We start from the raw sequence: 23,438 nt of genomic DNA on the forward strand, positions 1-23,438 counted from the left end.
AGTGGACACCGGTTCGCGTGAAGAAAACGCGTCAAAACAAGAATCTAGAGCTTCGGTTCTGATTCAATCAGAACCGAAAATGCTCTCGAGCCGGATGGCTTTTGATTGACTCGATCATGCGGCGGGCTCGGTCACCTCTCCCGCTTGCGGGAGAGGTCGGCGCGTCCGGGCGATGCGAAGCATCGTCCCGCGCGCCGGGTGAGGGTTCAAACCTCTGGGGGAATCCCACCGGGGAGACGCCCTCTCCCCACCCCTCTCCGGCAAGCGGGCGATGGAGCGAGAGAATGGTGCGCCCCTCACGCGCCAATCTCCGGCGAAAAATTCTCGAATGATTTCAATCCCATTCTACTGTGCATGGGGTTGTTTTCGCGATTTCAGTTGGCGAAGGCCGCAAACTCGCTTGCCACCGCGCGATAGACCTCCCGCCGGAACGGCACCACGAGGTCGGCAACACGGTCGAGGCGCTCCCAGCGCCAGGCATCGAACTCCGCGGGCTGGCCGTTTTGCGGCGTCAGCGGATCGATCTCGTCGTCCTTGCCGGTGAAGCGCAGCGCGAACCATTTCTGGCGCTGGCCGCGGAATTTTGCGAGGCGGTGCGTCTGCGGTCCGTCGTAAGGCGGGAACTCGTAGGTGAACCAGTCGGTCTCGCCGAGGAAGCTTGCGCTGACGACGTTGGTCTCCTCCCAGAGCTCGCGCATCGCCGCATCGCGCAAATTCTCGCCCTCGTCGACGCCGCCCTGCGGCATCTGCCAGTCGAGGCCGGGCAGGATGATCTCGGGCCCGTCGCCCTTGAAGCGGTGGCCGATCAGGACATGGCCATCGGCATTGAACAGCGCGATCCCGACATTGGGACGGTAGGGCTTTTCATTCGTCACGCGCAAATCTCTCATCGTCATTCCCGGGTGCATTAGCACCGAAGCGGGACGACAATTCGATTTATTCATCCGCCAGCGCGGAAAATTCCTGCACCACGCGCTCATAGACCGGGCGCTTGAAGGGGATGATCAGCCCGGTCAGGTTCTTCATCGGTTCCCAGCGCCAGCTCACGAACTCGGCCTTGTGGCCGCCGCCGCCGGGCTTCTCGACGTTGATCTCGCTGTCCTTGCCGGTGAAGCGCACCGCATACCATTTCTGGCGCTGGCCGCGGTAGCGGCCCTTCCAGGCGCGTCCGGCGACCGTGCGCGGGATGTCGTAAGTGAGCCAGTCGGGGACCTCGCCGAGCCGCTCGACCGAGCGCACGCTGGTCTCCTCATAGAGCTCGCGCTTGGCGGCTTCCCAGGTGTCCTCGCCGGGATCGACGCCGCCCTGCGGCATCTGCCAGACATGGGTGTCGTCGACATGCTCGATGCCGCCGGCGCGGCGACCGATGAACACCAGTCCCTTCGTGTTGATCAGCATCACGCCGACACAGGTCCGGTAGGGCAGATCCTCGTAACGCGCCATTCCGCCAGACCTCTCGCATGCTGCCGGTACGGCTTGACCGGGTCCCTGCCAGGATCCGTGCCGTACCAATTCGTTGATTTAGCTGGATTTTGATTTCAGCATCGCGGTTGTCAATGGCACCAAAAGAATACCCCGGTCGCCCAATGTCTTGGTCCAGGCGCTGATGCGGTCGATCGAGACGGGAAGGGCGGAGGCCGTGCCGACGGCCGCGCCGCGCTCGCGGGCCGCCGATTCGAGCTTGTTCAGGGCGCGGTCGATCTCGGTCGGGGTCGGCACCGCGTCGATCGCGATGTCGCCTCTGCCGAACGGCATCGCCGCGCTGCTTGCTGCCTGGGACGCGATGCTGCGGGGCGAGGAGCCGTCGTCGAAGAAGCCGAGGCCGCGCTTGGCCGCCTCGCGGATGATCGGCTGCATCGCCGGCTCCGTCGCGATGAAGCGCGCGCCCATGAAATTGGTGATGCCGGCATAGCCCTGCATCCGGCTCAGATGCCAGTACAGGCGGTCCATGTTCTGGTCGGCGCTGAGCGAGGTCAGCAGCGTCTGCGGGCCCGGGTCGTTGTCGGGAAAGTCGTAGGGCTCCATCGGGATCTGCAGGAAGATCTCGTGGCGCTGCGCGCGGGCGCGCTCGGCGAGCTTGCCGGGATCGGCGCCGTAGGGCGTGAAGGCCAGCGTCACCGCCGGCGGCAGCTTCATGATGGCATCTAGGGTCTTGGCGGCGCCGACGCCGAGGCCGCCGATCACAATGGCGACCACCGGCATCTTGGCGGCCTTGGCACGGTCGGCATCCGCGGCATAGACGTTGAACGGCTTCAGGTCGCCGGCGACCACGGGGATCATGCCGTAGCGCGACTTCTCCAGCAGCTTCGGATCGATTCCGGCCATGACCGGCGGCGGGGCTGAAGCGGCCGCGGCTTCGCTCTTCTCGGCGGCATCGCCGGCGCCGATCACCACGTCGTGGCGCGCGCCGGTCGAGCCGTCGATCATGGTGACGGTCTTCTGCTCGCCCGGCGGTTTCGGCGCGTCCTTGGTCTCGAGCTTGCTGTCCGGCTTGCTCTCGTGCTTGCCGTCCTGGCCGTGACCGGAGGCCGCGGGCTTCTCGTCGGTCGCCTTGGGATCCCGGATCGCGATCCGCGTCATCGGCTCTCCGCCGAGCGGATCCTTGTTGAAGATGGCGAAGCCGGCAAAGGTGAGCAGGAACAGGCCGAGCAGCACGGCGAGCAGCTGCATGGCCGAGAACGGCAGCCGCAGCCGGCGTTTCCGGCGCGGCTTGTCCTGTCCGAGCGGGGCGCTCAGATCATCGGCCGTTTCAGTCATGCGCGATCCCGAATCACTCGTGCCGACGATACCACGCCGAGGTCAAGCGGCGGCAGGCCGGGATAGGCCGGGGATGCCAGCAGTACAATGAGAGTTCCAAACGAAAAGGGCGGCTCCTGGAGCCGCCCTTTGTGGGATCGCGTGAGACGCCGACTTAGTTGGCCGCCTTAGTTCGCCGCCTTGGGCTTGTCGGTCGTGGCCTTGGTGTCGCCGCCCGGGGCGGGCGCGGCCGAGGCGCTGTTCTTGATGCCGTGGAGCAGGTCGCCGGCGAGCTTGAGCGCCTTGTCGTCCTTGGCGTCCGGCGGGACATAGGACTGCGAGCCGGTCTTCTCGTCGCCGTCGTTCTTGAGATGGCCGCGCAGCGAAGCCTCGCCCTTGGTGTCGGTGCGCGCCTTCAGCTCGTCCGGCACGTCCTGCAGCACTTCGATGTCGGGCACGATGCCCTTGGCCTGGATCGACTTGCCCGACGGCGTGTAATAGCGCGCCGTGGTCAGGCGCAGCGCGCCGTTGCCGCTTCCGAGCGGGATGATGGTCTGCACCGAGCCCTTGCCGAACGAGCGCGTGCCGACGATGGTCGCGCGCTTGTGGTCCTGCAGCGCGCCGGCGACGATTTCCGACGCCGAGGCCGAGCCGCCATTGACCAGCACGATGACCGGCTTGCCCTTGGTGAGGTCGCCGGCATGCGCGGTGCGGCGCTGGGTCTCCTCGGCATTGCGGCCACGGGTCGAGACGATCTCGCCCTTCTCCAGGAAGGAGTCGGAGACGGTAACCGCTTCCTCGAGCAGGCCGCCCGGGTTGTTGCGGAGGTCGATGATGTAGCCCTTGAGCTTGTCGCCGATCTGATTCGAGAGGTTGGCGACCTCGCGCTTCAGGCCTTCGGTGGTCTGCTCGTTGAAGGTGGTGATGCGGATATAGGCGATGTCGTCCTGCTCGACGCGCGCGCGCACCGAACGGACGCGGATGTTGTCGCGCACCAGCGTGACGTCGAGCGGATTGTCCTGGCCCTTGCGGATGATCTTCAGCTTGATCTTGGTGTTGACCGGGCCGCGCATCTTCTCGACCGCCTGGTTCAGGGTCAGGCCCTGCACCGCCTCGTCGTCGAGATTGGTGATGATGTCGTTGGCCATGATGCCGGCGCGCGAGGCCGGCGTGTCGTCGATCGGCGAGACCACCTTGATCAGGCCGTCTTCCATCGTGACCTCGATGCCGAGACCGCCGAACTCACCGCGGGTCTGCACCTGCATGTCGCGGAAGCTCTTGGCGTCCATGTAGCTCGAATGCGGATCGAGGCCGGTGAGCATGCCGCTGATCGCGGATTCGATCAGCTTGGTGTCGTCGGGCTTCTCGACATAGTCCGAGCGCACGCGCTCGAAGACGTCGCCGAACAGATTGAGCTGGCGATAGGTGTCCGCGGTGGCGGCTCGCGCGCTGGAGCCCATGAACACCGCGCGCGGCTGGGTCACGAACAGCGTCAGCGCCGCACCGGTGGCTGCGCTGAGGAGGATTACTGAAGTCTTGCGCATCATCCGCGAACCTTCTCGCCTTCATTTGCGGCCCACCATGGGCCTGGATCGATTGGAGTGCCGTCCTTACGGAACTCGACATACAGCACAGGTTGACTCGCGTTGGTCGCGAGAATGGAGGCGACTTGAGATGTCGACCCCATGGTCGCGACCGGCTCCCCCGTGAGCACAAACTGTCCGATGTTGACCGAAATGCGCTCCATCCCGGCGATCAGGACATGATACCCGCCCCCGGCGTTGAGGATCAAGAGTTGTCCATAGCTGCGGAACGGGCCGGAATAGACCACCCAGCCGTCACACGGTGTCGTGACCTGGGAGCCGGGCTTGGTTGCCAGCGAAATGCCCTTCTGGACCCCACCGACCCCGTCGGAACCGCCAAAATCCCTGATCTTGTTACCGTTAACCGGAAGCGGGAGCAGACCCTTGGCCGAGGCGAACGCGATGGCCGGGGTGGTGCGGGAGCGGTCCTTGAAGGCGCCCGGCCCGGCCTTGGCACTGGCGGCTGCCTTGGCCTCGGCCTGCTTTGCAGCTTCGGCCGCCTTCTCGGCGGCCTTGGCGGCGCTTTGCAGGTCCTGCTCCATCTTGGTGATCAGGCCCTGGAGATCGCCGACCTGCTTTGAAAGCATGATCGCGCGCGAGTTCTCGGCGTCGAGATCCTTTTCGCGCGCCGCCTGCTGGCGCTGCCGCTCGTCGACGAGGGCGGTGAGGCGGGTCTGATCGCTCCTGACCTTGTCGCGGTCGGCGGCGAGCTGGTCACGCTCGGTGGCGATGGTCTTGCGCAAGGCGACGAGCTCGCCGAGCTCGCTTGCGATCTTCTCGGCGCGGCCGCGCAATTCGGGGACGACGGCGCCGAGCAGCATCGCGGTGCGCAGCGATTGCAGCGCATCCTCGGGGCGCACCAGCAGCGCCGGCGGCGTGCGCCGTCCGGCCCGCTGCAACGCCGCCAGCACCTCGACGATGTCGGCGCGGCGCGAATCCAGTGAAGCGCGCATCTCCTGCTCGCGGCCGTTCAGGTTTCGCAGCCGCGCTTCGGTGTCGTCGATCTTGGTCTCGACCGCGCGCACATTGGCGGCGGTGTCGATCAGCTGTTGATTGAGCTGCGTGCGGTCCTTGCCGAGCGATGTGATCTCGGCCTTGAGCTTGGCCTGCGCTTCCTCGGCGCTCTTTTGCCTGGCGCGGGCGGCTTCCAGCTCCTGCTCGCGCTGCTTGATGGCATCGGGCGAGACGGCTGCGGTCTGCGGCGCCGGCGCAATCGTCTGACCCTGCGTCTGAGCTTGCGCGAGGCTTATGTTCGCTTGCGCGAGGCTTGCGCCGGCAACGCCAGTGATCAGCAGCAGGTTGAGGAGCGGCGCTCGCATCGTGTCGGCAAAGGTGCTCGTTGTGGCGCGCATCACGCGCGGTGATAGGGGTGGCCGGCCAGGATGGTGGCGGCCCGGTAAAGCTGTTCCAGAAGCATGACGCGGACCATTTGATGCGGCCAGGTCGCAGAGCCGAACGCGATCGCGAGCTTGGCCTTACGGCGCAATTCGGGCGAAAGTCCGTCCGCCCCTCCGATCACGAAGATAGTATGTCCGGCCCCCTCGTCGCGCCAGCGGCCGAGATTCCGTGCGAATACGGTGGAATCGAGATTCTGGCCGCGCTCGTCCATCGCCACCAGGATCGCCTTGTCCGGAACATGGGCCGAGATCGCCGCGGCCTCTTCAGCCATCCGCGTGGCGGTGTCGCGCGCGCGGCTTTCGGGGATTTCGTGGATCAGGAGCTCGCGGAATCCGAGCTTGCGGCCGGCCTCGTCGAACCGCTCGAAATAGCGGTCGGCAAGCTCCCGTTCGGGGCCCTGCTTCAGCCGGCCCACCGCAATGACAGCAACACGCATGATGTCTTCAGAGTCGCGTTTTCGAGATCGCGCGCGATAAGCGCGCGCACGACGCTAGCATGCGCGTCAGCCGATTCGAAATCGGCTCAGGTGAGCCTAGATCGCCTTCGCCGCCCCCGGGCCCTGCGTGTACAACCGCTCGAGATTGTAGAATTCGCGGACCTCGGGTCTGAACACGTGCACGATCACGTCGCCGGAATCGATCAGCACCCAGTCGCAATTGGGCAAGCCCTCGACATGGATGTTCTTGATGCCGTTTTCCTTGAGGCTCTTGGTGACGTTTTCCGCGATCGCGCCGACGTGCCGGTTGGCCCGGCCGGTGGTGACGATCATGTAGTCGGAATACGCCGATTTGCCGCGAAGGTCGATGGTGACCGTCTCTTCCGCCTTCATGTCCTCGAGGCGGGAGAGGATCAGGCTCAGCGTCTTGTCGGCGTCGGGTTGCGCCTTCAAGGCCGCAGCTTTGGTCGATGTTTTACGCGTCGGCTTGGCAACCTTGGGTAAAACAGACTTGGACAATACAGATGTGGTCAGGGACCATTCCTTTCACTGTATCGCGAACGCCGAATCCGGCGCTCACCGGTTACACTACATCATGTGGGGTTAAGGGTTTCAATATGCCAGAGAGCCCCCTCCGCACAGTCTGACTCACTTCGTACCTTTCCAGCTTCCGTCCGGGTTCCGCAGGCCGGTCGAGGAGAGATTCAGCTTCATTCCGGTCAGGAAAACCCAGGCCGGCGGCGGCTGATCCGCAAGCAGGGTTGCCTTATTCTCGGGCAGGCGGTAGCGCGCGAGCGCCTGGGCGGCGGGAGAGGCGAGGGCGCGAAAACTCTGCGGCGGGCGATCGATGACCGCAATCGGCACCTGGTCGGCGATGCGCCGCCAGTGCTGCCAACGATGGAATTGAGCGAGGTTGTCGGCGCCCATGATCCAGACAAAGCGCAAGCCGGAGAGGCGGCGGCGCAAGGTGTTGATCGTGTCGATAGTATAGCGGGTGCGAATGACGGATTCGAGACAGCTCACCTCGATCCTGGCATCGTTGGCGACGTCGCGGGCGGCCTGCATGCGCTCGCCGAGCTCGTGCAGATTGCCGTTCTCCTTGAGCGGATTGCCCGGCGTCACCAGCCACCACACGCGATCGAGCTGAAGGCGCTTCAGTGCGAACTGGCTGATCGCGCGATGAGCCTGGTGCGGCGGATTGAACGAGCCGCCGAGCAGGCCGATGCGCATGCCTTCGGTGTACGGCGGTACGGCCTGCGCGAAGAAGCGCGGCACGACGAAATTATTGCTCAATGCCCCGCGCCTTGCAACGTTACCTACGGCCGCGTCTGCCCGGTGCCGTGAACGCGGTATTTGAAGCTCGTCAATTGCTCGGCGCCGACAGGGCCGCGGGCGTGGAAGCGACCGGTGGCGATGCCGATCTCGGCACCGAAGCCGAACTCGCCGCCATCGGCGAACTGCGTCGAGGCGTTGTGCAGCACGATCGCGGAATCGACCTCGCTGAGGAATTTCTTCGCCGCACGCTCGTCAGCGCTCACGATCGCGTCGGTGTGGTGCGAGCCGTGGCTCTGGATGTGCGCGATTGCGCCGTCGACGCCGTCCACCACTTTTGCGGCGATGATCGCGTCGAGATATTCGGTGTCCCAATCGTCTTCGTTCGCGGGCTTGACGCGTGCATCGGCCTTTTGCACGGCATCGTCGCCGCGTACTTCGCAGCCGGCCTCGATCAGCATCTCGACCAGCGGCTTCAGGTTCTTCGCAGCAGCGGCGCGATCGACCAGCAGCGTCTCGGCCGCGCCGCAGACGCCGGTGCGGCGCATTTTCGCGTTGAGCACGATCGACTTCGCCATGGCGAGGTCGGCGCTGGCGTCGACATAGACGTGGTTGACGCCTTCGAGATGCGCGAACACAGGCACGCGCGCTTCCTGCTCGACGCGTGCGACGAGGCTTTTTCCTCCGCGCGGCACGATGACGTCGATCGCGCCGTTCAGCCCCGACAGCATCATGCCGACCGCCGCGCGGTCGCGCGTCGGCACCAGCGTGATGGCGGCCTCGGGGAGGCCCGCGTCGCGCAGGCCCTGCACCAGGCATTCGTGGATGGCGCGGCAGGAGCGGAAACTGTCGGAGCCGCCGCGCAGGATCACGGCATTGCCCGACTTCAGGCACAGCACGCCGGCATCCGCCGCAACGTTCGGGCGGCTCTCGAAGATCACGCCGACGACGCCGAGCGGCACGCGCACGCGCTCGATGATCATGCCGTTCGGCCGCTGCCAGCTCTCGGTGACGATGCCAACGGGATCGGCGATGCCGCGCACGATGCCGATGCCCTCGGCCATGCCCTCGATACGCGCCGGCGTCAGCGTCAGGCGGTCGATGAAGGAGGAGGTGGCATTGCCGGACGCGCGGGCCTCCGCGACGTCCTCGGCATTGGCGGCGAGGATCGCCGCCGCATTGCCGCGGATCGCCCGCTCCATGGCTTCGAGCGCCCGGTTCTTCTGCTCCGGCGGCGCCAGCGCCAGCACACGCGCGGCAGCGCGGGCACGGGTGGCGAGATCGGACATCAGCGCCAAGAGATCGCTGGCACGATCGGCATTGCCGTCGACGGCTTTGAGGGGGGCGGCCATTGGGGTTTCAACCTTCTGCTAAGGCAGTGTCCTAGCACGGAAATCCCGGGTTTGGCGAGGCTGGGAATCGCGCCGGCAGGGGCCGCAAGGCCGTGCGGGCCGGCACGAATTCGCATGGTGGGGCCGGGAAAACACCCGCCTGTCAGTGGCGCCCCAGCCGATGAAGCAGCTCGTCCGGTCCCGGCTCCTGGCCGTGATCCCTGATCCAGGCTGCCGACATGCTCCTGATCTCGCCCGGGGTCAGGCCAAACTGCCGGCGAAAGGCGCGGACGAACGTGGAGTCGCTGCTGAATTGCAGATCGACGGCAAGATCGATCAGGCGCCGGTCCCGCGACGCCGGCGAGATCAGCAGCATCAAGGCGCGATTGAGCCTTTGCTCCTGCACGTAGCGTGCGAGACCGCCGTCGTCCTCGAACAGGCGATAAAGGCTGGCCCGGGAGATCTGGAAACGGCGGCAGAGCTCCTGGGCCGTGAGCGCTTCGATGTCGAGATTGGCTGCGATGTGGCGCTTGATCATCGCGAGATACAGATGCCGCTCGGCCCGCTCGATGGTGCCGTTCACGTCGACCACGCTGCCGGCGGCCCCGGCGACGATATCGGCCATGGCCTCGATCGTAGCCTCGATGGTGGCGTTGGGGGCGCCGGCATCAGGCTCGGTCGGCCGCCAAAGCGCGGCAAACTGGCTTGCCAGAAGGCGGGCGTGGAGATGCCCGGCCGGCAGCGATGACGCCGTCGCCGAGTCCGGATGGGCCAGCCGGGGCGCCAGCAGCGGGCGCGGCAGGATCAGCGCCATGTGGTGGGCGCGCGCGTCGTCCGCTCCCGTCAGCACGGTGCGGTTCGGTTGCGCCATGTCGATCAGGCAGATGTCGCCAGGCCGCAGCGTCACCTCGCGGCGTCCCGAGGCGAACTGCATTTCGCCGTGCAGGCAGAGGACGACTTGATAGTGATCGAGGCCGCCGCGCGCGACGTGCGCGGGTGTCCTGTCGTATTCCAGCGCGGTCGCGAAGGATTCGATCAGCAAGGCATTGCCGAACGCCATTGTCGCCGTGGAAACATGGAAGTCATCGTCGGCGGTCAGCGGAATGACGTCGCAGATGCCCGATGTTGCCGCCCGCAACTGTGCGAGCGCGGGCGCGCCGCGCCCGGTCTCGTCGGCCGACATGGTCTCGCTCATTCGTGCCTCGTGGACATCGCGTTTCGACAACGGCAAGACCGCACACGGCGTTGACCAATGCGGGCGCCGATATCGGCAGCATTCATTAGCGATCCGAAAACCGCGTCGCAAGCAACACTACCCTGGTGAGATCGTGCGAGGCTGGTGCAGCCAAGCGGCTCTGTGCTCCGCGTGCATCAGCGTCCGGTGAAATCCTCGCGTGAGACGCTGAGCACATCGCCCGCATGGACAACCTGTTACCCCTCTGCGGCGTCTTACGACGTCGCGAATGCCCGACTTGCAGGCAGGTGCGCAATGCTTCTGCTTGAGGTTCGCGACATTGAAGTCCATCGGACTGCCGCTGCGCTTCGCGCTTCTCGCCACCACGCTCGGTCTCGCCTGCCAGGCAAACGCAGCCACGCTGTTTGTGACGACCACGGCAGATAGCGGCGCGGGGAGCCTGCGGGCGGCGATCACCAGCGCCGGCAATGGCGACACCATCATGTTCCAGACCGGCGGCACCATCACGCTTGCGAGCGAGCTGCCTGTCATCACCAGGAACCTGACCATCGACGGCAACGGCAACAACCCCGTCATCAGCGGGGCCGGGACCTATCGCCCGTTCTTCATTGGCGACGCCGGGACGACCGGCTCGACCTATTCGGTCACGATCGCGAATCTTTCCATCGCCAATGCGGCGGCGCATGGCGGCCTCGGCATCGACGGTGGCGGCGGCGGCGCCGGTCTCGGCGGCGCGGTGTTCGTGTCGAGCAACGGCGCGCTGACGCTCAGCAATGTGAGCCTGAGCAACAACCAGGCGAGCGGGGGCGCGGGCGGCGCCTTCACCAACAACCTGGCCGGTGGCGGCGGCGGGATGGGAGGAAATGGCGGAAGCAGCCCGAGCTCAGCGGGTAACGGCGGCGGCGGGCTGGCCGTCGGCAGCGATAGCGTGAGCGGTCTTGGCACCAATGGCGGCGGCACCAACGGCGGCATAGGCACAACCAGCAGCGGCGGCACCGGGGGGAATGGAGGGTTCGGTGGTGGCGGCGGCGGCGCCGACAATAGTTATACGCTGGGCAACACGCAGGGCGGCAGCGGAGGATTCGGCGGCGGCGGGGGCGGCGGCTCCAACTTCATCGGTGGCCAGGCTAGCGGCGGCGCGGGCGGGTATGGCGGCGGCGGCGGCGGCGCATTCAGCGGAGTTAGCGCCGCCGGCGGCAATGGCGGTTTCGGTGGCGGCGGCGCCGCCGCTTACTCGACGACGCGCACCGGCGGCGCCGGCGGCTTCGGCGCCGGAGCCGCGAATGTCAGCCTGCTCGTCGCGAGCGGCGCGGGCGGCGGTGGCGGGCTCGGCGCCGGCGGCGCAGTCTATGTCCAGACCGGCGGCACCGTCACGGTCACCGGCTCATTGACCGTCAACGGCAACGGCGTTGCCGGCGGTGGTGGTGGCGGCGGCTACGGCGATCCCGGCAGCGCCTTCGGGTCCGGCATCTTCTTCCAGGGCACCGGCGGCACCCCGACCACACTCGCCTTTGGCGCCGGCAGCCAGTCGATTGCGAACGGAATTGCCGACTACATCGGCTCGGGCGGAACCAATCCCGGCGGCGGCACCAACGCCGCCGACCAGGGCGGCAGCGTCGCGCTCACCAAGAGCGGCGGCGGCACTCTCACGCTTGCCGGCCCCAACACCTATAGCGGTGGCACCACCATCAACGAGGGCACGACGCTTGTCGTCGGCAATTCCGGCGCGCTCGGCAGCGGCGCGCTGACGCTCAACGGCGGCGTCACCGGCGTCACCGTGAACTTCAACGGCAGCTTCACTGTCGCCAACGACATCACGGCAACCGGCGATCCGACCTACAACGTTCTCACCGGCAACACCGTCAACCTGAGCGGCGTGCTGTCGGGGTCGGGCGACGTCGTCGTCAACAACCAGAGCGGCTATGCCGGAACGCTCGTTCTGTCGGGCCTGAACACCTATACCGGCCCGACCATGGTCGAGGCCGGCACGCTGCAGGCCGGCTCGACCAGCGCCTTCGGCAACAATTCCGCAATGACGGTTTTCGCCGGCGCGGTGCTCGACCTCGGCGGTTTCTCCAACGCCGTGGGATCGCTGGCCGGCGCCGGCATCGTGACCAGCAGCGGCATCGCCGCCGTCCTGACCGCCGGCGGGGACAATAGCTCGACGGTGTTCTCCGGCACGATCCAGGACGGCGCGGGAGCGATGGCCTTGACCAAGGCCGGCAGCGGCCTGCTGGTGCTCACCGGCGTCAACACCTACAGCGGGGCCACCCTCGTCGGCGGCGGCGAGCTGCGGGTGAATGGCTCGATTGCGTCGTCGAGCCTGACCACGATCGGCAGCGGTGCCATCCTCAGCGGCAGCGGCACGCTCGGCAATACGCTGATCCAGGGCGGGGCGATTTTCGCGCCCGGCTCGGGGACGCCGGGCAGCGCAACGACGATTGCCGGCAATCTCGCCTTCCAGTCGGGGGCGGCCTATCTGGTGCAACTCAATCCGAGCACGACGACCGGCGCCGTCGTCACCGGCGCCGCGACGCTCGCGGGCGGCGTGACCGCGGCGTTTGCGCCCGGAACGTATCTCACCCGCAGCTATTCGATCCTGCATGCGGGGTCGATCAGCGGCAATTTTACCGCCTTCTCCACCGTCGCCCTGCCGGCCGGATTCAGCGTCGGCCTGCGGACCACCGCAACCGACGTGCTGATCGATTTGACGGCGCAACTCGGTGCGCTCTCCCCCGGCGGGTTGAACCGCAATCAGCGAAATGTCGCCGATGCGCTCAACGGCTTCTTCAACGGCGGCGGGACGCTGCCACCCGGCTTCGTCGCCTTGTTCGGGCTGACCGGCACGCCGCTGGCGGGCGCACTGACCCAGCTTTCCGGCGAGACCGCAACCGGTGCGCAGCAGACGACCTTCGATGCCATGGACCAGTTTCTCGGTGTGCTCACCGATCCCTTTGTCGACGGGCGCGGTTCGCGCGGCGCGGATGCCGATGGTGCGATCGGCTATGCCGCTGTGGCCGGTAAGCGCCACGGCGCCGAGCGCGAGGTCTACGGCATGATGGCCAAGGCACCGTCGCGCGCGAGCTTCGATTCGCGCTGGAGCGTTTGGGCCGCTGGCTTTGGCGGGTCGCAGATGACCGACGGCAATGCGGTGACCGGCTCCAACGCCGCCACCAGTCGCGTGGCCGGCACCGCCGTCGGCGCGGATGTGTGGTTGTCGCCGCGCACGGTCGCCGGCTTCGCGTTGGCCGGGGGCGGAACGAGCTTCAACGTCGCCGCGAGCGGCGGCGGTCGCTCCGACCTGTTCCAGGCCGGCGCTTTCGTGCGGCATGCGGCCGGGCCGGCCTATGTCACCGCGGCGCTTGCCTATGGCTGGCAGGACGTCACCACCGACCGCACCGTCACCGTGAGCGGTAGCGAGCGGCTGCGGGCGCAATTCGATGCCAATGCCTTGTCCGCACGCGCCGAGGCCGGCTACCGTTTCGCGGCGCGATGGCTCGGCGTCACGCCTTATGCAGCCGCGCAGGTGACCGCGTTCGATCTGCCCGCCTATGCCGAGCAGGCGGTGGCCGGCTCCGGCACCTTTGCACTGCGTTACGCGGCGAGGACGGCGACTGCGACGCGCAGCGAGATCGGCTTGCGCACCGACAAGTCGCTCCTGATCGATCAGGCGGTGCTGACCGTCCGCGGCCGGGCCGCGTGGGCGCACGAATACGGCGTCGATCGCAGCATCGTCGCCACCTTCCAGACCTTGCCCGGCGCAAGCTTCGTCGTCGGCGGCGCATCGCCCGGTCCCGACGCCGCGCTGGCGAGTGCGTCCGCCGAGATCACGTGGCGCAATGGCGTCTCGATCTCGGCGTCGTTCGAAGGGACGTTCTCGGACGTGGTCAGGAGCTACGCCGGCAAAGGCGGCGTCCGCTACGCGTGGTAGGCCTCGATCGTCGGATGGGATCGGTCGGGCTCTATCCGCCCACCACCAGATCGTCGCGGTGGATCATCTCCGCGCGGCCGCTGATGCCGAGGATGGCCATCACGTCTGGAGAGGAACGGCCCCTGATCCGCTCGGCCTCGTCGGCGTCATAGGCGATCAGGCCGCGGCCGATCTCGCTGGTGTCGGGGCCGCGCACGATCACGGCGTCGCCGCGGGCGAACTGGCCCTCGACCTTGATCACGCCGGCCGGCAGCAGGCTGGCGCCGGCGCGTAGCGCCGTCACGGCGCCGGCATCGATCGTCAGCGTGCCTTTCGGCTCCAGCGTGCCGGCGATCCAGCGTTTGCGCGAGGTGATGGGGTTGGCTGGCGTCAGGAACCAGGTGCAGCGTCCGCCATCGGCGATCGCCTGCAGCGGATGCTCGATCTTGCCCGAGGCGATAAGCATATGCGTGCCGCCGGTGGTGGCGATCTTGGCCGCCTCGACCTTGGTGCGCATGCCGCCGCGCGACAGCTCGGACTCGGCGTCGCCCGCCACGGCCTCGATCTCCGAGGAGATGCTCTCGACGACCGGAATGAGCTTTGCGTTCGGGTTGTTCTTCGGCGGGGCGTCGTAGAGCCCGTCGATGTCGGACAGCAGCACGAGCAGATCGGCGCTCGCCATGGTGGCCACGCGGGCGGCGAGGCGGTCGTTGTCGCCGTAGCGGATCTCGTTGGTCGCCACCGTGTCGTTCTCGTTGATCACGGGGATCGCGCGCCATTCCAGCAGCTTGCCGATGGTGGAGCGGGCATTGAGATAGCGGCGGCGCTCTTCGGTGTCCTGCAGCGTCACCAGGATCTGGCCGGCGCCGATGCCATGCGCGCCGAGCACCTCGGACCAGATCCGCGCCAGCGCGATCTGGCCGACGGCGGCGGCGGCCTGGCTCTCTTCCAGCTTCAGCGGACCGCGCGGCAATTTGAGGCGACTGCGGCCGAGCGCGATCGAGCCGGAGGAGACGACGAGGACGTCGCGTCCCTCCTTGTGCAGCTTGGCCATGTCGTCGGCGAGCGCGGCCAGCCAGGACGCCCGCACCTCGCCCTTGTCGGAATCGACCAGCAGCGCGGAGCCGACCTTGACGACGATACGGCGGAATTGACTGAGTTCGGGGCTGGCCATGTCTGTATGTGTGTCGGCGCGCTCGGGCGATCTGCTCTTGGAAACGGCGGAGCGAGAGAGCGGCGCCGATAGGCCTGCTTTTGCAGCAGGACGATGGCCGGCGCAAGGCGGCCGGCGTGGTAAATGGCGAAGGTCGGCCTTGTCCGGGACGCCGCTCTGGTCCTAACTGCGGCCAACCAAAATGAGGCCGGAGAGGAAAAGAATGGATCGCCGCAAATTCATGGCCGGATGCCTCGGCCTGCCGCTGCTGGCGCAGGCAGGTGAGGCGCAGGCGCAGGCCGGGCTGACCAAGATCATATTTCCGTTTGCGGCGGGCGCCGGCGGCGACACGCTGTGCCGGCTGATCGCGCAGGAGATGGCCCCGGTGCTGCAACGGACCATCGTGGTCGAGAACCGCACCGGCGGCGACGGCCTGATCGGGATCAAGGCGGTGAAGGGCGCGAGCCCGGACGGCAGCATGGTGCTGGTGACGACGGGGCCGACCATGTACCTGCTGCCGATGGTGGAGACGGCGCCGAGCTTCGACACCGCCAAGGATTTCATGCCGGTGTCGCTGCTGGCACGGTTTGAATTCGCCGTCGTCATCAATCCCGCGATCGAAGCCGCTGACTTCAAGGGATTCGTCGCCTGGCTGAAGGCGCATCCGGACAAGACCTCGTTCGGCGTGCCGAGCAACGGCACGATTCCGCATTTCATGGGCTCCAAGCTGGAGAAGGATCTCGGTATTCCCCTGACCCGCGTGCCCTATCGTGGCAGCGCGCCGATCCTCAACGATCTCGTCGGCGGCCATATCTCCTTTGGGATCGTCACGTTGGCGGACGCACTGCCACAGCATCGCGCCAAGGGTGTGAAGATCATCGCGTCATCGAGTGCGGAGCGTTCGCCGTTCGCGCCGGAGGTTCCCACGCTGAAGGAGAGCGGCATCGATCTCGTCGCGGACGCCTGGTACGGCATGTGGCTTCCCGCCGGCAGTCCGCCGGATTTCGCCAGCAAGCTCGGTGCCGCCGCGAGCGCTGCGCTCGCCAAGCCCGAGGTGAAGGAGAAGCTCACCGCGATCGGGCTGATCCCGGTCGGCAGCAATGCGGACGGGCTGTCGAAGGAGCTCGCCGCGAACATCGCGCTGTGGCAGCCGATCGTGAAGGCGACGGGATACAAGATCGAGAATTGAGGTCCTCTCCCTCGCCCCGCTTGCGGGGAGAGGGTTGGGGTGAGGGGGAGTCTCCGCGGGAACGGTGACAGTTGGACTCGCGGAGAGTCCCCCTCACCCGGATCGCATCTGGCGATGCGATCCGGCCTCTCCCCGCAAGCGGGGAGAGGCGAAGACCAACTCACATTTTCGCGCGCTGCGCGATGCCGTCCTTGATTGCGGCAAGCTCCGCTTCATCCCAGATGCCGATCAAGACGCCGCCCTTCACCTGCAGCTGGTTGTCCGCATAGGCCGCGATCTTCTCGCGCGGCGTCGTGATGTGGTCGTTCGGATGCAGCGCCCAGTCGAACAGCTCGGCCTGGAGCCGCGCGATGATGCCGGCGCAATCAGGATCGTCGCCGCGATCCAGAAACTCCTCCGGATCGGTTTCGAGATCGTACAGCATCGGGCGGAAGCCGGAGGCGTGGATGTATTTCCAGCGGCCGTCGAACACCATGAACAGGCGGCAGCGCTCGATCGGCTGGTTCAGCTTCAGCCGCACGTCCTGCATGGCGTAATCGTATTCGGAGAACGCCACTTTGCGCCAATCGCTCGGTGTCGGGCCGCGTAGCAGCGGCAGCAGCGAGCGTCCTTCGAGGATGTGGCCCGGCACCTTGCCGCCGAAATAATCGACGAAAGTCGGCGCGAGGTCGATGCCTTCCACCAGTGCGTCGCTGCGCGTGCCGCGCGTGGCGTTGGCCTCGTTCGATGGGTCGATGATGATCAGCGGGATCTTCGCCGACTGTTCGTGGAACAGGTCCTTCTCGCCCATCCAGTGATCGCCGAGATAGTCGCCATGATCGGAGGTGAACACGATCATGGTCGTGTCCAGCAGGCCGCGCTCACCTAAGAACTTCATCAGCACGCCCATCTGGTCGTCGATCTGGGTGATCAGGCCCATATAGGTCGGGATCACCTTCTCCCGCGCCTCGTCGCGCGCCATGTTGCGGGAGTAGCGCATGTCCATATAGGCGCCGAACACCGGATGCGGATTCTGCCGCTCGCGCATCGAGCGGATCACCGGGATCATGTCCTCGGTCGAATACATGCTGGCGTAGGGTTCTGGCGCGATATAGGGCCAGTGCGGCTTGATGTAGGACAGATGCAGGCACCACGGCCGGCCGTCGGTCTCGGCCTCGCTGATGAAATCCATCGCGCGCCGCGTCATGTAGGGCGTCTCGGAATGCTCGTCCGGCACGCGCGCGGCCTTGTCGGCGTGCACCAATAGCCAGCCGTTCTGCAGCGAACCATCCTCGGTCGCGCCTGAATTGGCCCAGTGCTCCCAGGGATTGGTGGCCTCGAAACCTTGGCTGCGCAGATAGTCGTCGTATTTCGGGCGCGGGCGTCCGGTCGGATGCAGGCCGTCGTCGCGCTCATAGGGCTCGAAGCCGCATTCGGCGACATGCACGCCGATGACGGATTCCGGGGGAATGCCGAGCGCCTTCATGCCTTCGAGGTCGGGCGCCATGTGGGTCTTGCCGACCAGCACGTTGCGCACGCCAATCTTCTTGAGGTGATCGCCGAGCGTCGGCTCGCCGACGCGAAGCGGCCAGCCGTTCCAGTGCGAGCCGTGCGAACGCATGTAGCGGCCGGTGTAGAACGACATTCGCGACGGGCCGCAGATCGGCGATTGCACATAGGCCTTGCTGAACAGCACGCCGCGCTTGGCCATGGCGTCGATGTTGGGCGTCTTCAGCGTGGGATGGCCGGTGCAGCCGAGATAGTCATAGCGAAGCTGGTCGCACATGATCCAGAGAACGTTCTTCGCGCGCACCATGCGTCATCCCTGTCGTTTCTTGATTGTTTGATGCTGCGCTATCGCGCGAACGAAGACAAGCGGCCGGCCCATAGGGCCGACCTGATCAAGCCGACCACGGCTCCGCTTCGGCCGCGCTCTTCGCCTTGGCCGAGACCGGGGCCTCGCCGATCACCTCGACGAGCGCGCGCAATGCTTCCTTCACGCCCTGGCCGGTAACCGCTGACAGCAGCAGCGGCGTCTTTTTCGCGGCGCGCTTCAGGCGTTCCTTCTGCTTCTTCAATTCCTCCGGCTCGACCGCGTCGATCTTGTTCAGCGCGACGATCTCGATCTTGTCGGTCAAGAGCCCGCCATAGGCGTCGAGCTCCTTGCGCACCGTCTTGTAGGCCTTGCCGGCGTGCTCGCAGGTGGCGTCGACCAGGTGCAGCAGCACGCGGCAGCGCTCGACATGGCCGAGGAAGCGGTCGCCGAGGCCCGTGCCTTCATGCGCGCCCTCGATCAGGCCGGGAATATCGGCGAGAACGAATTCACGGCCGTCGGCATTCACGACGCCGAGCTGCGGATGCAGCGTGGTGAAGGGATAGTCGGCGATCTTCGGCTTGGCCGCGCTGACCTTGGACAGGAAGGTCGACTTGCCGGCATTGGGCATGCCGACGAGGCCGGCGTCGGCAATGAGCTTCAGCCGCAGCCAGATCCAGCGCTCCTCGCCGGGCTGGCCGGGATTGGCGTTGCGCGGGGCGCGGTTGGTCGAGGTCTTGAAATGCGCGTTGCCGAAGCCGCCATTGCCGCCCTCGGCCAGCACGAACTTTTCGCCGACCTCAGTGAAGTCGTGGATCAGGGTCTCGCGATCCTCGTCGAAGATCTGCGTGCCCATCGGCACCTTCAGCACGATGTTCTTGCCGTTGGCGCCGTGGCGGTCCGAGCCCGAGCCGTTCTCGCCCTTCTGGGCCTTGAAGTGCTGCTGGTAGCGGTAGTCGATCAGCGTGTTCAGCCCGTCGGCGACCTCGATGATGACGTTGCCGCCGCGGCCGCCATTGCCGCCGGAGGGACCGCCGAATTCGATGAACTTCTCGCGGCGGAACGCCACGCAGCCGTTCCCGCCGTCACCGGAACGGATATAGACCTTTGCTTCGTCGAGGAATTTCATGGGCCATAGGTAGGCCAGCCGGCCCCCTGCGGCAACCCGGATAGACCCGCAAATCGGCCGAATTTCTCGCGATTTCGGCGCTTGCTTAACCCCATGGTACCATCCGGCATGACTTGGATGTGATACAGCCGCATCGAACCGGGGCGCGCTCCGTGCAGACCGTCAGGCTGGCGGCGCTTCGCCGGCCGGCAGCAGGGCGCAGCGAAGCGGATGCTGGCGGGCCGCCGCAAGATTCTGGATTTTTTCGCGAAAAGCGACAGCCTCGGTCCGGGGAAATATCCCGCAGGAGCCGCGCTTGCGGGCGTGGGTAGAAAACATGATCGCGGTGGCGCGCTCGCGGCTCACCCCGAAGACGTTTTCGAGGACGAAAGTCACGAACTCCGCCGGCGTGTAGGGGTCATTCAGCAGGACGACCTCCAGATAAGGCGCCTCGCCGCTCTCCGCTTCGACCTCCGCACCCTTGGCGATGCCATGGCTCAGATAGAGAAGGGCATCGTAGCGGGTTGCGCCCTGTGCGGAGAGGAAGCGACCGACCGGCTCGGCGAACAGCTCGACCAGCATGTCGGCGCCCGTCACCACCGTCCGTTCGGACAGTTGCGCCTCGTTGAACGCAAGCTGAAGCAGGTGGCCGAGGCCCGTCGTCGGCCCCGTCGCGCCCGCGGCCTCGACGTCCCGCCGCAAGCGCATCAGGTCGACGCCGCAGGCCTGCATCACCGGCGAAGCGTCTTCGTCCTCGGTCAAGGCGATCAGCAAATCCTGCGGGCCGGGATGTGTGCGGCCTCCTGCCCGGGCGGCCGAAGTCGCGCGCTGGAGCGAACGCTTGAACGTCTCGGAGCAGGGCGGCAGGAGCGCCATCGCGGGCCATCATCATCGTGCGGTCGGGTTGTGCACGGTATTTGTCGAAGGTTTTCCCGCCGCGGTTCACGCCCGGCCTGCTCGTGATGCGAGGCGGCTCTGCTAGCCCGGTCGCCGCCGGATCAGGAATTTCTGCGTCCCCTCCAGCACCAGTTCCTTGCGCTGGTTGAATACGGTGCTGCGCAGCGCGACCGTGCCGGTCGTTCGCCCCGGCACGAGCTCGGTGACCTCCAGCGCGGGGTAGATGGTGTCGTCGGCGTAGACAGGCTTGAGGAACCGGCTCGATTGCTCGAGGAAACCGACCAGCGATTCCTCGACCATGAAGGGAAACAGGCCGGCGCCGGGCGCGGTGTGGATCAGGGTCTGGAAGCCGTGCGCAAGCAGATGCGGCATGCCGCGGCTGCGGCAATATTCCACGTCGTAATGCACGGGATGGGTATCGCCGCTCGCGGTCTGGAACGCGGCGAATATCGCCGAAGTCTGGGTCCGGCTCGGCAGCACGAAGCGTTCGCCGACGACGAAATCCTCAAACCAGCGTTGCGTCGGGATCATGCGATGCTGGGTCGGATCGAAGTCGCTCATGCGCTGCACCATCAGGACGAATTCGGAAAGTGATCCGTACCGCGTGAGGCGCAGTGCGACAATGCGTTCAATTCGCCGGAGTTGGGCTTGTCCCGCGCGTCGACGCGACTAAAACGCCTCGATGCCCTTGTTCAAGAACCTCTCCGCCTATGACGATCGTTCCGCGCGCCTCGCCGGCATCGGGCTGATGGTGCTGTCGATCTTCATGTTCTCGTTCGGCGACGCCATGGGCAAGTTCCTGGTCGGCACCTATTCGGTGGGGCAGCTCCTGTTCCTGCGTGCCTGCGCGGCGCTGCTGCTGCTGTCCCCGCTGATCTGGAAGCAGCGTCACCAGTTCCTGCAGCTGGAGCGTCCGGGGCTGCAGCTGTTTCGCGTCGTGCTGTCGACGCTGGAGGTCGCCGCCTTCTTCCTCGCGACCGTCTATCTGCCGCTTGCCGACGTCATCACCTATTATCTCGCCGGGCCCATCTTCGTCACGGCGATGTCGGCGATCTTCCTGGGCGAGAAGGTCGGCTGGCGGCGCTGGACCGCGATCCTGATTGGCTTCTGTGGCGTCCTGATCGCGCTGCGGCCGTCGGCGCAGACCGTCAGCCTGCCGGCGCTGATCGCGCTCGGCGGCAGCCTGTCCTTCGCGACCCTGATGCTGATCACGCGCAGCCTGCGCAAGACGCCCGACATCGTGATGGCGTCGTCGCAATTCGTCGGCACGTTCTCGCTGGGCGCGGTGTTGTCGGCCTTCAACTGGGTGCCGCCGACCCCGGGCAGCCTCGTGATCTTCGCAACCGCCGGGCTGATCTCGGTGACGGCGCTGTTCTGCGTCAACCGGTCGCTGAAGCTGGCGCCGGCCAGCGTCGTGGTGCCGTATCAGTATTCGATGATCGTCTGGGCCGTGATCTTCGGCTTCGTCGTGTTCGGCGACGTGCCGTCGGTCGCCACCATCGTCGGCGCGGCGATCATCATCGGCGCCGGGTTCTACATCTATCTGCGCGAGCGCGATCTCGGGCGTCCGAGCGAGGAAGTGAATCCGCCGGCGTAGCTCTTACCCTCCCCTGGAGGGGGAGGGTCGGCTCACGTTGAGCGCAGCGAAATGTGAGACGGGGTGGGGTGAAGGTCTCTCCACGTCGCACGGTGCCCGAGTGGAGAGATCACCCCACCCCGCTCGCGCTACGCGCGATCGACCCTCCCCCTCCAGGGGAGGGTAAGTCACTTCATCCTTCTCGCACTGCTCCAGCTCTTCAGCGAGGCCCACACGCCGCGCGACAGCCGGAAGCAGTCGACCGGCGTCGAGGAGCCCAGCGCGAGGAAACGGTGCAGCTGCACGCCGCTCCACTGGAAGCCGCACTTCTCCAGCACCTTGCGCGAGGCCGGATTGGTGACGCGCGCGCCGGCATAAAGGTGATCGTCCTCGAACTCCTCGAAGAAGAAGTCGATCGCGCCGCGCGCGGCCTCGGTGGCAAAGCCCTGGCCCCAATGCTCGACGCCGAGCCAGTAGCCGAGCTCGGCATTGCCTGATGTGGAGCAGTCGATGCCGACCATGCCGACCGGGGTGGTATCGTGCTCGATCAGGAACACGGTCTCAGCTCCGAGCGCAGCGGTGGCGCGGATGAATTCGACGGCGTCGTCCTGCGAATAGGGATGCGGCAGGCGGCGGGTGTTTTCGGCGACGCGGCGGTCGTTGGCGAGCCGGGCGATGGTCCTGACGTCGGCCAGGGTCGGCCGCCGCAATGTCAGCCGTTCGGTGGCGACGACGCTGGGTCTCGCCTCCGCCAAGGTCACGCTCGAGAAATCCTGCAACATGTCCGGCTCCGTGAAAGTCACTAAGTCAAAGTGAGCAAGTCAAAAGAAAAGGGGAGGCCGGTTTCCCGCCTCCCCTTGGAGCCTTCGATCTCGATGATCTCTAGGACTCCGCCGGTTCAGTGGGACCGGCGGACTCCAATGTGATCCACCGTCTATTCAGCAGCCTCTGCGATCGGGAGGACCGATACGAACGTGCGGCCGCCTGCTTTGGCCTGGAACGTGACGCGACCCTCGATCTTGGCGAACAGAGTGTGGTCCGTGCCCATGCCGACATTAAGGCCGGGATGCCAGGTGGTGCCGCGCTGACGCGCAATGATGTTGCCGGGAATCACAACTTCCCCGCCGAACGCCTTGATGCCGAGGCGCTTACCCTTGGAATCGCGACCGTTGCGCGATGAACCGCCTGCTTTTTTGTGAGCCATGGCTCGTCTCCGAAAACTTACGTATTTCTAGATCAATTCCTTGACGGAATCATTTCAAAATTTCTCACGCATCAATTCGTGAACTGGCGTGATCGATTTTGCGTTACTCGGCGGCTTCCGCTGCCGGCTCCTTCGCCACCTTCTCCCGCTTCGGACGCGGGCCCTTGGTGGGCTTGGCGCCGTCGGTCAGGATCTCGGAGATGCGGAGCACCGTGATCTCGTCGCGATAGCCGCGCTTGCGGCGCGAATTCTTGCGGCGGCGCTTCTTGAACGCGATGACCTTGGGGCCTCGCTTGTGGTCGAGCACCTCGACCGCAACGGAGGCGCCGGCCACCGTGGGAACGCCGAGCACCGGCGTGTCGCCGCCGAGCACCAGAACTTCATTCAACTGCACGATCGAGCCGACTTCGCCTTCGATCTTGCCAACTTCGAGAACATCATCCGGCACGACGCGGTATTGCTTGCCGCCGGTTTTGATGACTGCGAACATCGTTTTTTTCTCCGTGTTCAATCCCGGCCTCGCGACAGATTGTCCGGGCCGGCTTTTTGTCAGTCGCTATGGGTTTATGTGGTTTTGTGCGGGTGGGAGCTATCCCATTGAAAACCCACGCAAAAACAAGCGGCGCGAGAAACGCCCCGCGCCGGCTGTGGGACTTAT

The 23,438-nt window shown here is 66.1% G+C and carries 21 protein-coding genes; 3 read left to right on the forward strand and 18 right to left on the reverse strand.

Annotated elements, in window-relative coordinates; all coding sequences use genetic code 11:
* Positions 1-374: 374 nt before the first annotated feature.
* The 10 genes from UNPF46_RS34700 to UNPF46_RS34745 all read right to left on the reverse strand — a co-directional run bounded on the left by UNPF46_RS34700 (position 375) and on the right by UNPF46_RS34745 (position 9,951).
* On the reverse strand, positions 375-875 hold the full coding sequence (locus UNPF46_RS34700; protein ID WP_142253061.1) for an RNA pyrophosphohydrolase: 501 nt from the start codon (positions 873-875) through the stop codon (positions 375-377).
* A gap of 61 nt (positions 876-936) precedes the next feature.
* Positions 937-1,443, reverse strand: a complete 507-nt coding sequence (locus UNPF46_RS34705) for an RNA pyrophosphohydrolase (protein ID WP_100179361.1) — start codon at positions 1,441-1,443, stop codon at positions 937-939.
* A gap of 78 nt (positions 1,444-1,521) precedes the next feature.
* Positions 1,522-2,757 (reverse strand): divergent polysaccharide deacetylase family protein, encoded by a 1,236-nt coding sequence (locus tag UNPF46_RS34710; RefSeq protein WP_100179362.1) that lies wholly within the window; start codon positions 2,755-2,757, stop codon positions 1,522-1,524.
* Between the two features lie 167 nt (positions 2,758-2,924).
* Positions 2,925-4,283, reverse strand: a complete 1,359-nt coding sequence (locus UNPF46_RS34715) for a S41 family peptidase (RefSeq protein WP_097660676.1) — start codon at positions 4,281-4,283, stop codon at positions 2,925-2,927.
* Positions 4,280-5,638 (reverse strand): murein hydrolase activator EnvC family protein, encoded by a 1,359-nt coding sequence (locus UNPF46_RS34720; protein WP_142253062.1) that lies wholly within the window; start codon positions 5,636-5,638, stop codon positions 4,280-4,282. The genes UNPF46_RS34715 and UNPF46_RS34720 overlap by 4 nt, the downstream gene beginning before the upstream one ends.
* 32 nt (positions 5,639-5,670) lie before the next feature.
* On the reverse strand, positions 5,671-6,153 hold the full coding sequence (gene rlmH / locus UNPF46_RS34725; RefSeq protein ID WP_100179364.1) for a 23S rRNA (pseudouridine(1915)-N(3))-methyltransferase RlmH: 483 nt from the start codon (positions 6,151-6,153) through the stop codon (positions 5,671-5,673).
* A gap of 96 nt (positions 6,154-6,249) precedes the next feature.
* Positions 6,250-6,606 (reverse strand): ribosome silencing factor, encoded by a 357-nt coding sequence (rsfS, locus tag UNPF46_RS34730; protein ID WP_100179365.1) that lies wholly within the window; start codon positions 6,604-6,606, stop codon positions 6,250-6,252.
* 195 nt (positions 6,607-6,801) lie between these two features.
* Positions 6,802-7,446 (reverse strand): nicotinate-nucleotide adenylyltransferase, encoded by a 645-nt coding sequence (locus UNPF46_RS34735; RefSeq protein ID WP_174719121.1) that lies wholly within the window; start codon positions 7,444-7,446, stop codon positions 6,802-6,804.
* 23 nt (positions 7,447-7,469) lie between these two features.
* The gene (locus tag UNPF46_RS34740; protein ID WP_142253063.1) at positions 7,470-8,777 is read right to left on the reverse strand and encodes a glutamate-5-semialdehyde dehydrogenase; all 1,308 of its coding nucleotides are present in this window, start codon (positions 8,775-8,777) and stop codon (positions 7,470-7,472) included.
* A gap of 142 nt (positions 8,778-8,919) precedes the next feature.
* The gene (locus tag UNPF46_RS34745; RefSeq protein WP_142253064.1) at positions 8,920-9,951 is read right to left on the reverse strand and encodes a helix-turn-helix domain-containing protein; all 1,032 of its coding nucleotides are present in this window, start codon (positions 9,949-9,951) and stop codon (positions 8,920-8,922) included.
* Between the two features lie 319 nt (positions 9,952-10,270).
* On the opposite strand from UNPF46_RS34745, the gene UNPF46_RS34750 reads away from it, so the two are divergent.
* Positions 10,271-13,882: an autotransporter domain-containing protein gene (locus UNPF46_RS34750; protein ID WP_142253065.1), complete on the forward strand. Its 3,612-nt coding sequence runs from the start codon at positions 10,271-10,273 to the stop codon at positions 13,880-13,882.
* A 31-nt stretch (positions 13,883-13,913) separates the two neighbouring features.
* Here UNPF46_RS34750 and proB read toward each other — a convergent pair whose 3' ends face one another.
* The gene (gene proB, locus UNPF46_RS34755) at positions 13,914-15,035 is read right to left on the reverse strand and encodes a glutamate 5-kinase (protein ID WP_142253066.1); all 1,122 of its coding nucleotides are present in this window, start codon (positions 15,033-15,035) and stop codon (positions 13,914-13,916) included.
* Positions 15,036-15,237: 202 nt separating this feature from the next.
* Between proB and UNPF46_RS34760 the strand changes: the two genes are divergently transcribed.
* Complete coding sequence (locus tag UNPF46_RS34760; RefSeq protein ID WP_142253067.1) at positions 15,238-16,203, forward strand: Bug family tripartite tricarboxylate transporter substrate binding protein; 966 nt, start codon at positions 15,238-15,240, stop codon at positions 16,201-16,203.
* A gap of 160 nt (positions 16,204-16,363) precedes the next feature.
* On the opposite strand, the gene UNPF46_RS34765 is transcribed toward UNPF46_RS34760, so the two are convergent.
* The 4 genes from UNPF46_RS34765 to UNPF46_RS34780 form a co-directional block, all read right to left on the reverse strand.
* On the reverse strand, positions 16,364-17,998 hold the full coding sequence (locus UNPF46_RS34765; protein ID WP_142253068.1) for an alkaline phosphatase family protein: 1,635 nt from the start codon (positions 17,996-17,998) through the stop codon (positions 16,364-16,366).
* A gap of 85 nt (positions 17,999-18,083) precedes the next feature.
* Entirely contained in the window at positions 18,084-19,124 is a 1,041-nt protein-coding gene (gene obgE, locus UNPF46_RS34770; RefSeq protein WP_100179372.1) for a GTPase ObgE, read from the reverse strand.
* Between the two features lie 162 nt (positions 19,125-19,286).
* On the reverse strand, positions 19,287-19,979 hold the full coding sequence (locus tag UNPF46_RS34775) for an ATP-dependent Clp protease adaptor ClpS (RefSeq protein ID WP_142253069.1): 693 nt from the start codon (positions 19,977-19,979) through the stop codon (positions 19,287-19,289).
* Between the two features lie 102 nt (positions 19,980-20,081).
* Positions 20,082-20,561, reverse strand: coding sequence for a MaoC family dehydratase (locus UNPF46_RS34780; protein WP_142253070.1), 480 nt, complete (start codon positions 20,559-20,561; stop codon positions 20,082-20,084).
* Between the two features lie 121 nt (positions 20,562-20,682).
* Between UNPF46_RS34780 and UNPF46_RS34785 the strand changes: the two genes are divergently transcribed.
* Entirely contained in the window at positions 20,683-21,597 is a 915-nt protein-coding gene (locus UNPF46_RS34785) for a DMT family transporter (protein WP_100179373.1), read from the forward strand.
* A gap of 167 nt (positions 21,598-21,764) precedes the next feature.
* On the opposite strand, the gene UNPF46_RS34795 is transcribed toward UNPF46_RS34785, so the two are convergent.
* The 3 genes from UNPF46_RS34795 to rplU all read right to left on the reverse strand — a co-directional run bounded on the left by UNPF46_RS34795 (position 21,765) and on the right by rplU (position 23,270).
* Complete coding sequence (locus UNPF46_RS34795) at positions 21,765-22,358, reverse strand: GNAT family N-acetyltransferase (RefSeq protein WP_181770252.1); 594 nt, start codon at positions 22,356-22,358, stop codon at positions 21,765-21,767.
* 152 nt (positions 22,359-22,510) lie between these two features.
* Positions 22,511-22,780: a 50S ribosomal protein L27 gene (gene rpmA, locus UNPF46_RS34800; protein WP_100179375.1), complete on the reverse strand. Its 270-nt coding sequence runs from the start codon at positions 22,778-22,780 to the stop codon at positions 22,511-22,513.
* A gap of 103 nt (positions 22,781-22,883) precedes the next feature.
* Positions 22,884-23,270, reverse strand: a complete 387-nt coding sequence (gene rplU, locus UNPF46_RS34805; RefSeq protein ID WP_100179376.1) for a 50S ribosomal protein L21 — start codon at positions 23,268-23,270, stop codon at positions 22,884-22,886.
* Positions 23,271-23,438: the final 168 nt, after the last annotated feature.

This window comes from Bradyrhizobium sp. UNPF46, assembly GCF_006658625.1.
GTDB lineage: Bacteria > Pseudomonadota > Alphaproteobacteria > Rhizobiales > Xanthobacteraceae > Bradyrhizobium > Bradyrhizobium nitroreducens.

What these genes read in the sequence shown, in the direction of transcription:
- UNPF46_RS34760 (WP_142253067.1), top strand. Translation starts at nt 15,238, where the DNA reads ATGGATCGCCGCAAATTCATGGCCGGATGCCTCGGCCTGCCGCTGCTG.
- UNPF46_RS34765 (WP_142253068.1), bottom strand. Translation starts at nt 17,998, where the DNA reads ATGGTGCGCGCGAAGAACGTTCTCTGGATCATGTGCGACCAGCTTCGC.
- UNPF46_RS34785 (WP_100179373.1), top strand. Translation starts at nt 20,683, where the DNA reads ATGCCCTTGTTCAAGAACCTCTCCGCCTATGACGATCGTTCCGCGCGC.
- UNPF46_RS34715 (WP_097660676.1), bottom strand. Translation starts at nt 4,283, where the DNA reads ATGATGCGCAAGACTTCAGTAATCCTCCTCAGCGCAGCCACCGGTGCG.
- obgE (WP_100179372.1), bottom strand. Translation starts at nt 19,124, where the DNA reads ATGAAATTCCTCGACGAAGCAAAGGTCTATATCCGTTCCGGTGACGGC.
- UNPF46_RS34775 (WP_142253069.1), bottom strand. Translation starts at nt 19,979, where the DNA reads ATGGCGCTCCTGCCGCCCTGCTCCGAGACGTTCAAGCGTTCGCTCCAG.
- UNPF46_RS34795 (WP_181770252.1), bottom strand. Translation starts at nt 22,358, where the DNA reads ATGTTGCAGGATTTCTCGAGCGTGACCTTGGCGGAGGCGAGACCCAGC.
- UNPF46_RS34740 (WP_142253063.1), bottom strand. Translation starts at nt 8,777, where the DNA reads ATGGCCGCCCCCCTCAAAGCCGTCGACGGCAATGCCGATCGTGCCAGC.
- UNPF46_RS34705 (WP_100179361.1), bottom strand. Translation starts at nt 1,443, where the DNA reads ATGGCGCGTTACGAGGATCTGCCCTACCGGACCTGTGTCGGCGTGATG.
- proB (WP_142253066.1), bottom strand. Translation starts at nt 15,035, where the DNA reads ATGGCCAGCCCCGAACTCAGTCAATTCCGCCGTATCGTCGTCAAGGTC.
- rplU (WP_100179376.1), bottom strand. Translation starts at nt 23,270, where the DNA reads ATGTTCGCAGTCATCAAAACCGGCGGCAAGCAATACCGCGTCGTGCCG.
- UNPF46_RS34780 (WP_142253070.1), bottom strand. Translation starts at nt 20,561, where the DNA reads ATGAGCGACTTCGATCCGACCCAGCATCGCATGATCCCGACGCAACGC.
- rpmA (WP_100179375.1), bottom strand. Translation starts at nt 22,780, where the DNA reads ATGGCTCACAAAAAAGCAGGCGGTTCATCGCGCAACGGTCGCGATTCC.
- UNPF46_RS34710 (WP_100179362.1), bottom strand. Translation starts at nt 2,757, where the DNA reads ATGACTGAAACGGCCGATGATCTGAGCGCCCCGCTCGGACAGGACAAG.
- rlmH (WP_100179364.1), bottom strand. Translation starts at nt 6,153, where the DNA reads ATGCGTGTTGCTGTCATTGCGGTGGGCCGGCTGAAGCAGGGCCCCGAA.
- UNPF46_RS34720 (WP_142253062.1), bottom strand. Translation starts at nt 5,638, where the DNA reads ATGCGAGCGCCGCTCCTCAACCTGCTGCTGATCACTGGCGTTGCCGGC.
- UNPF46_RS34745 (WP_142253064.1), bottom strand. Translation starts at nt 9,951, where the DNA reads ATGAGCGAGACCATGTCGGCCGACGAGACCGGGCGCGGCGCGCCCGCG.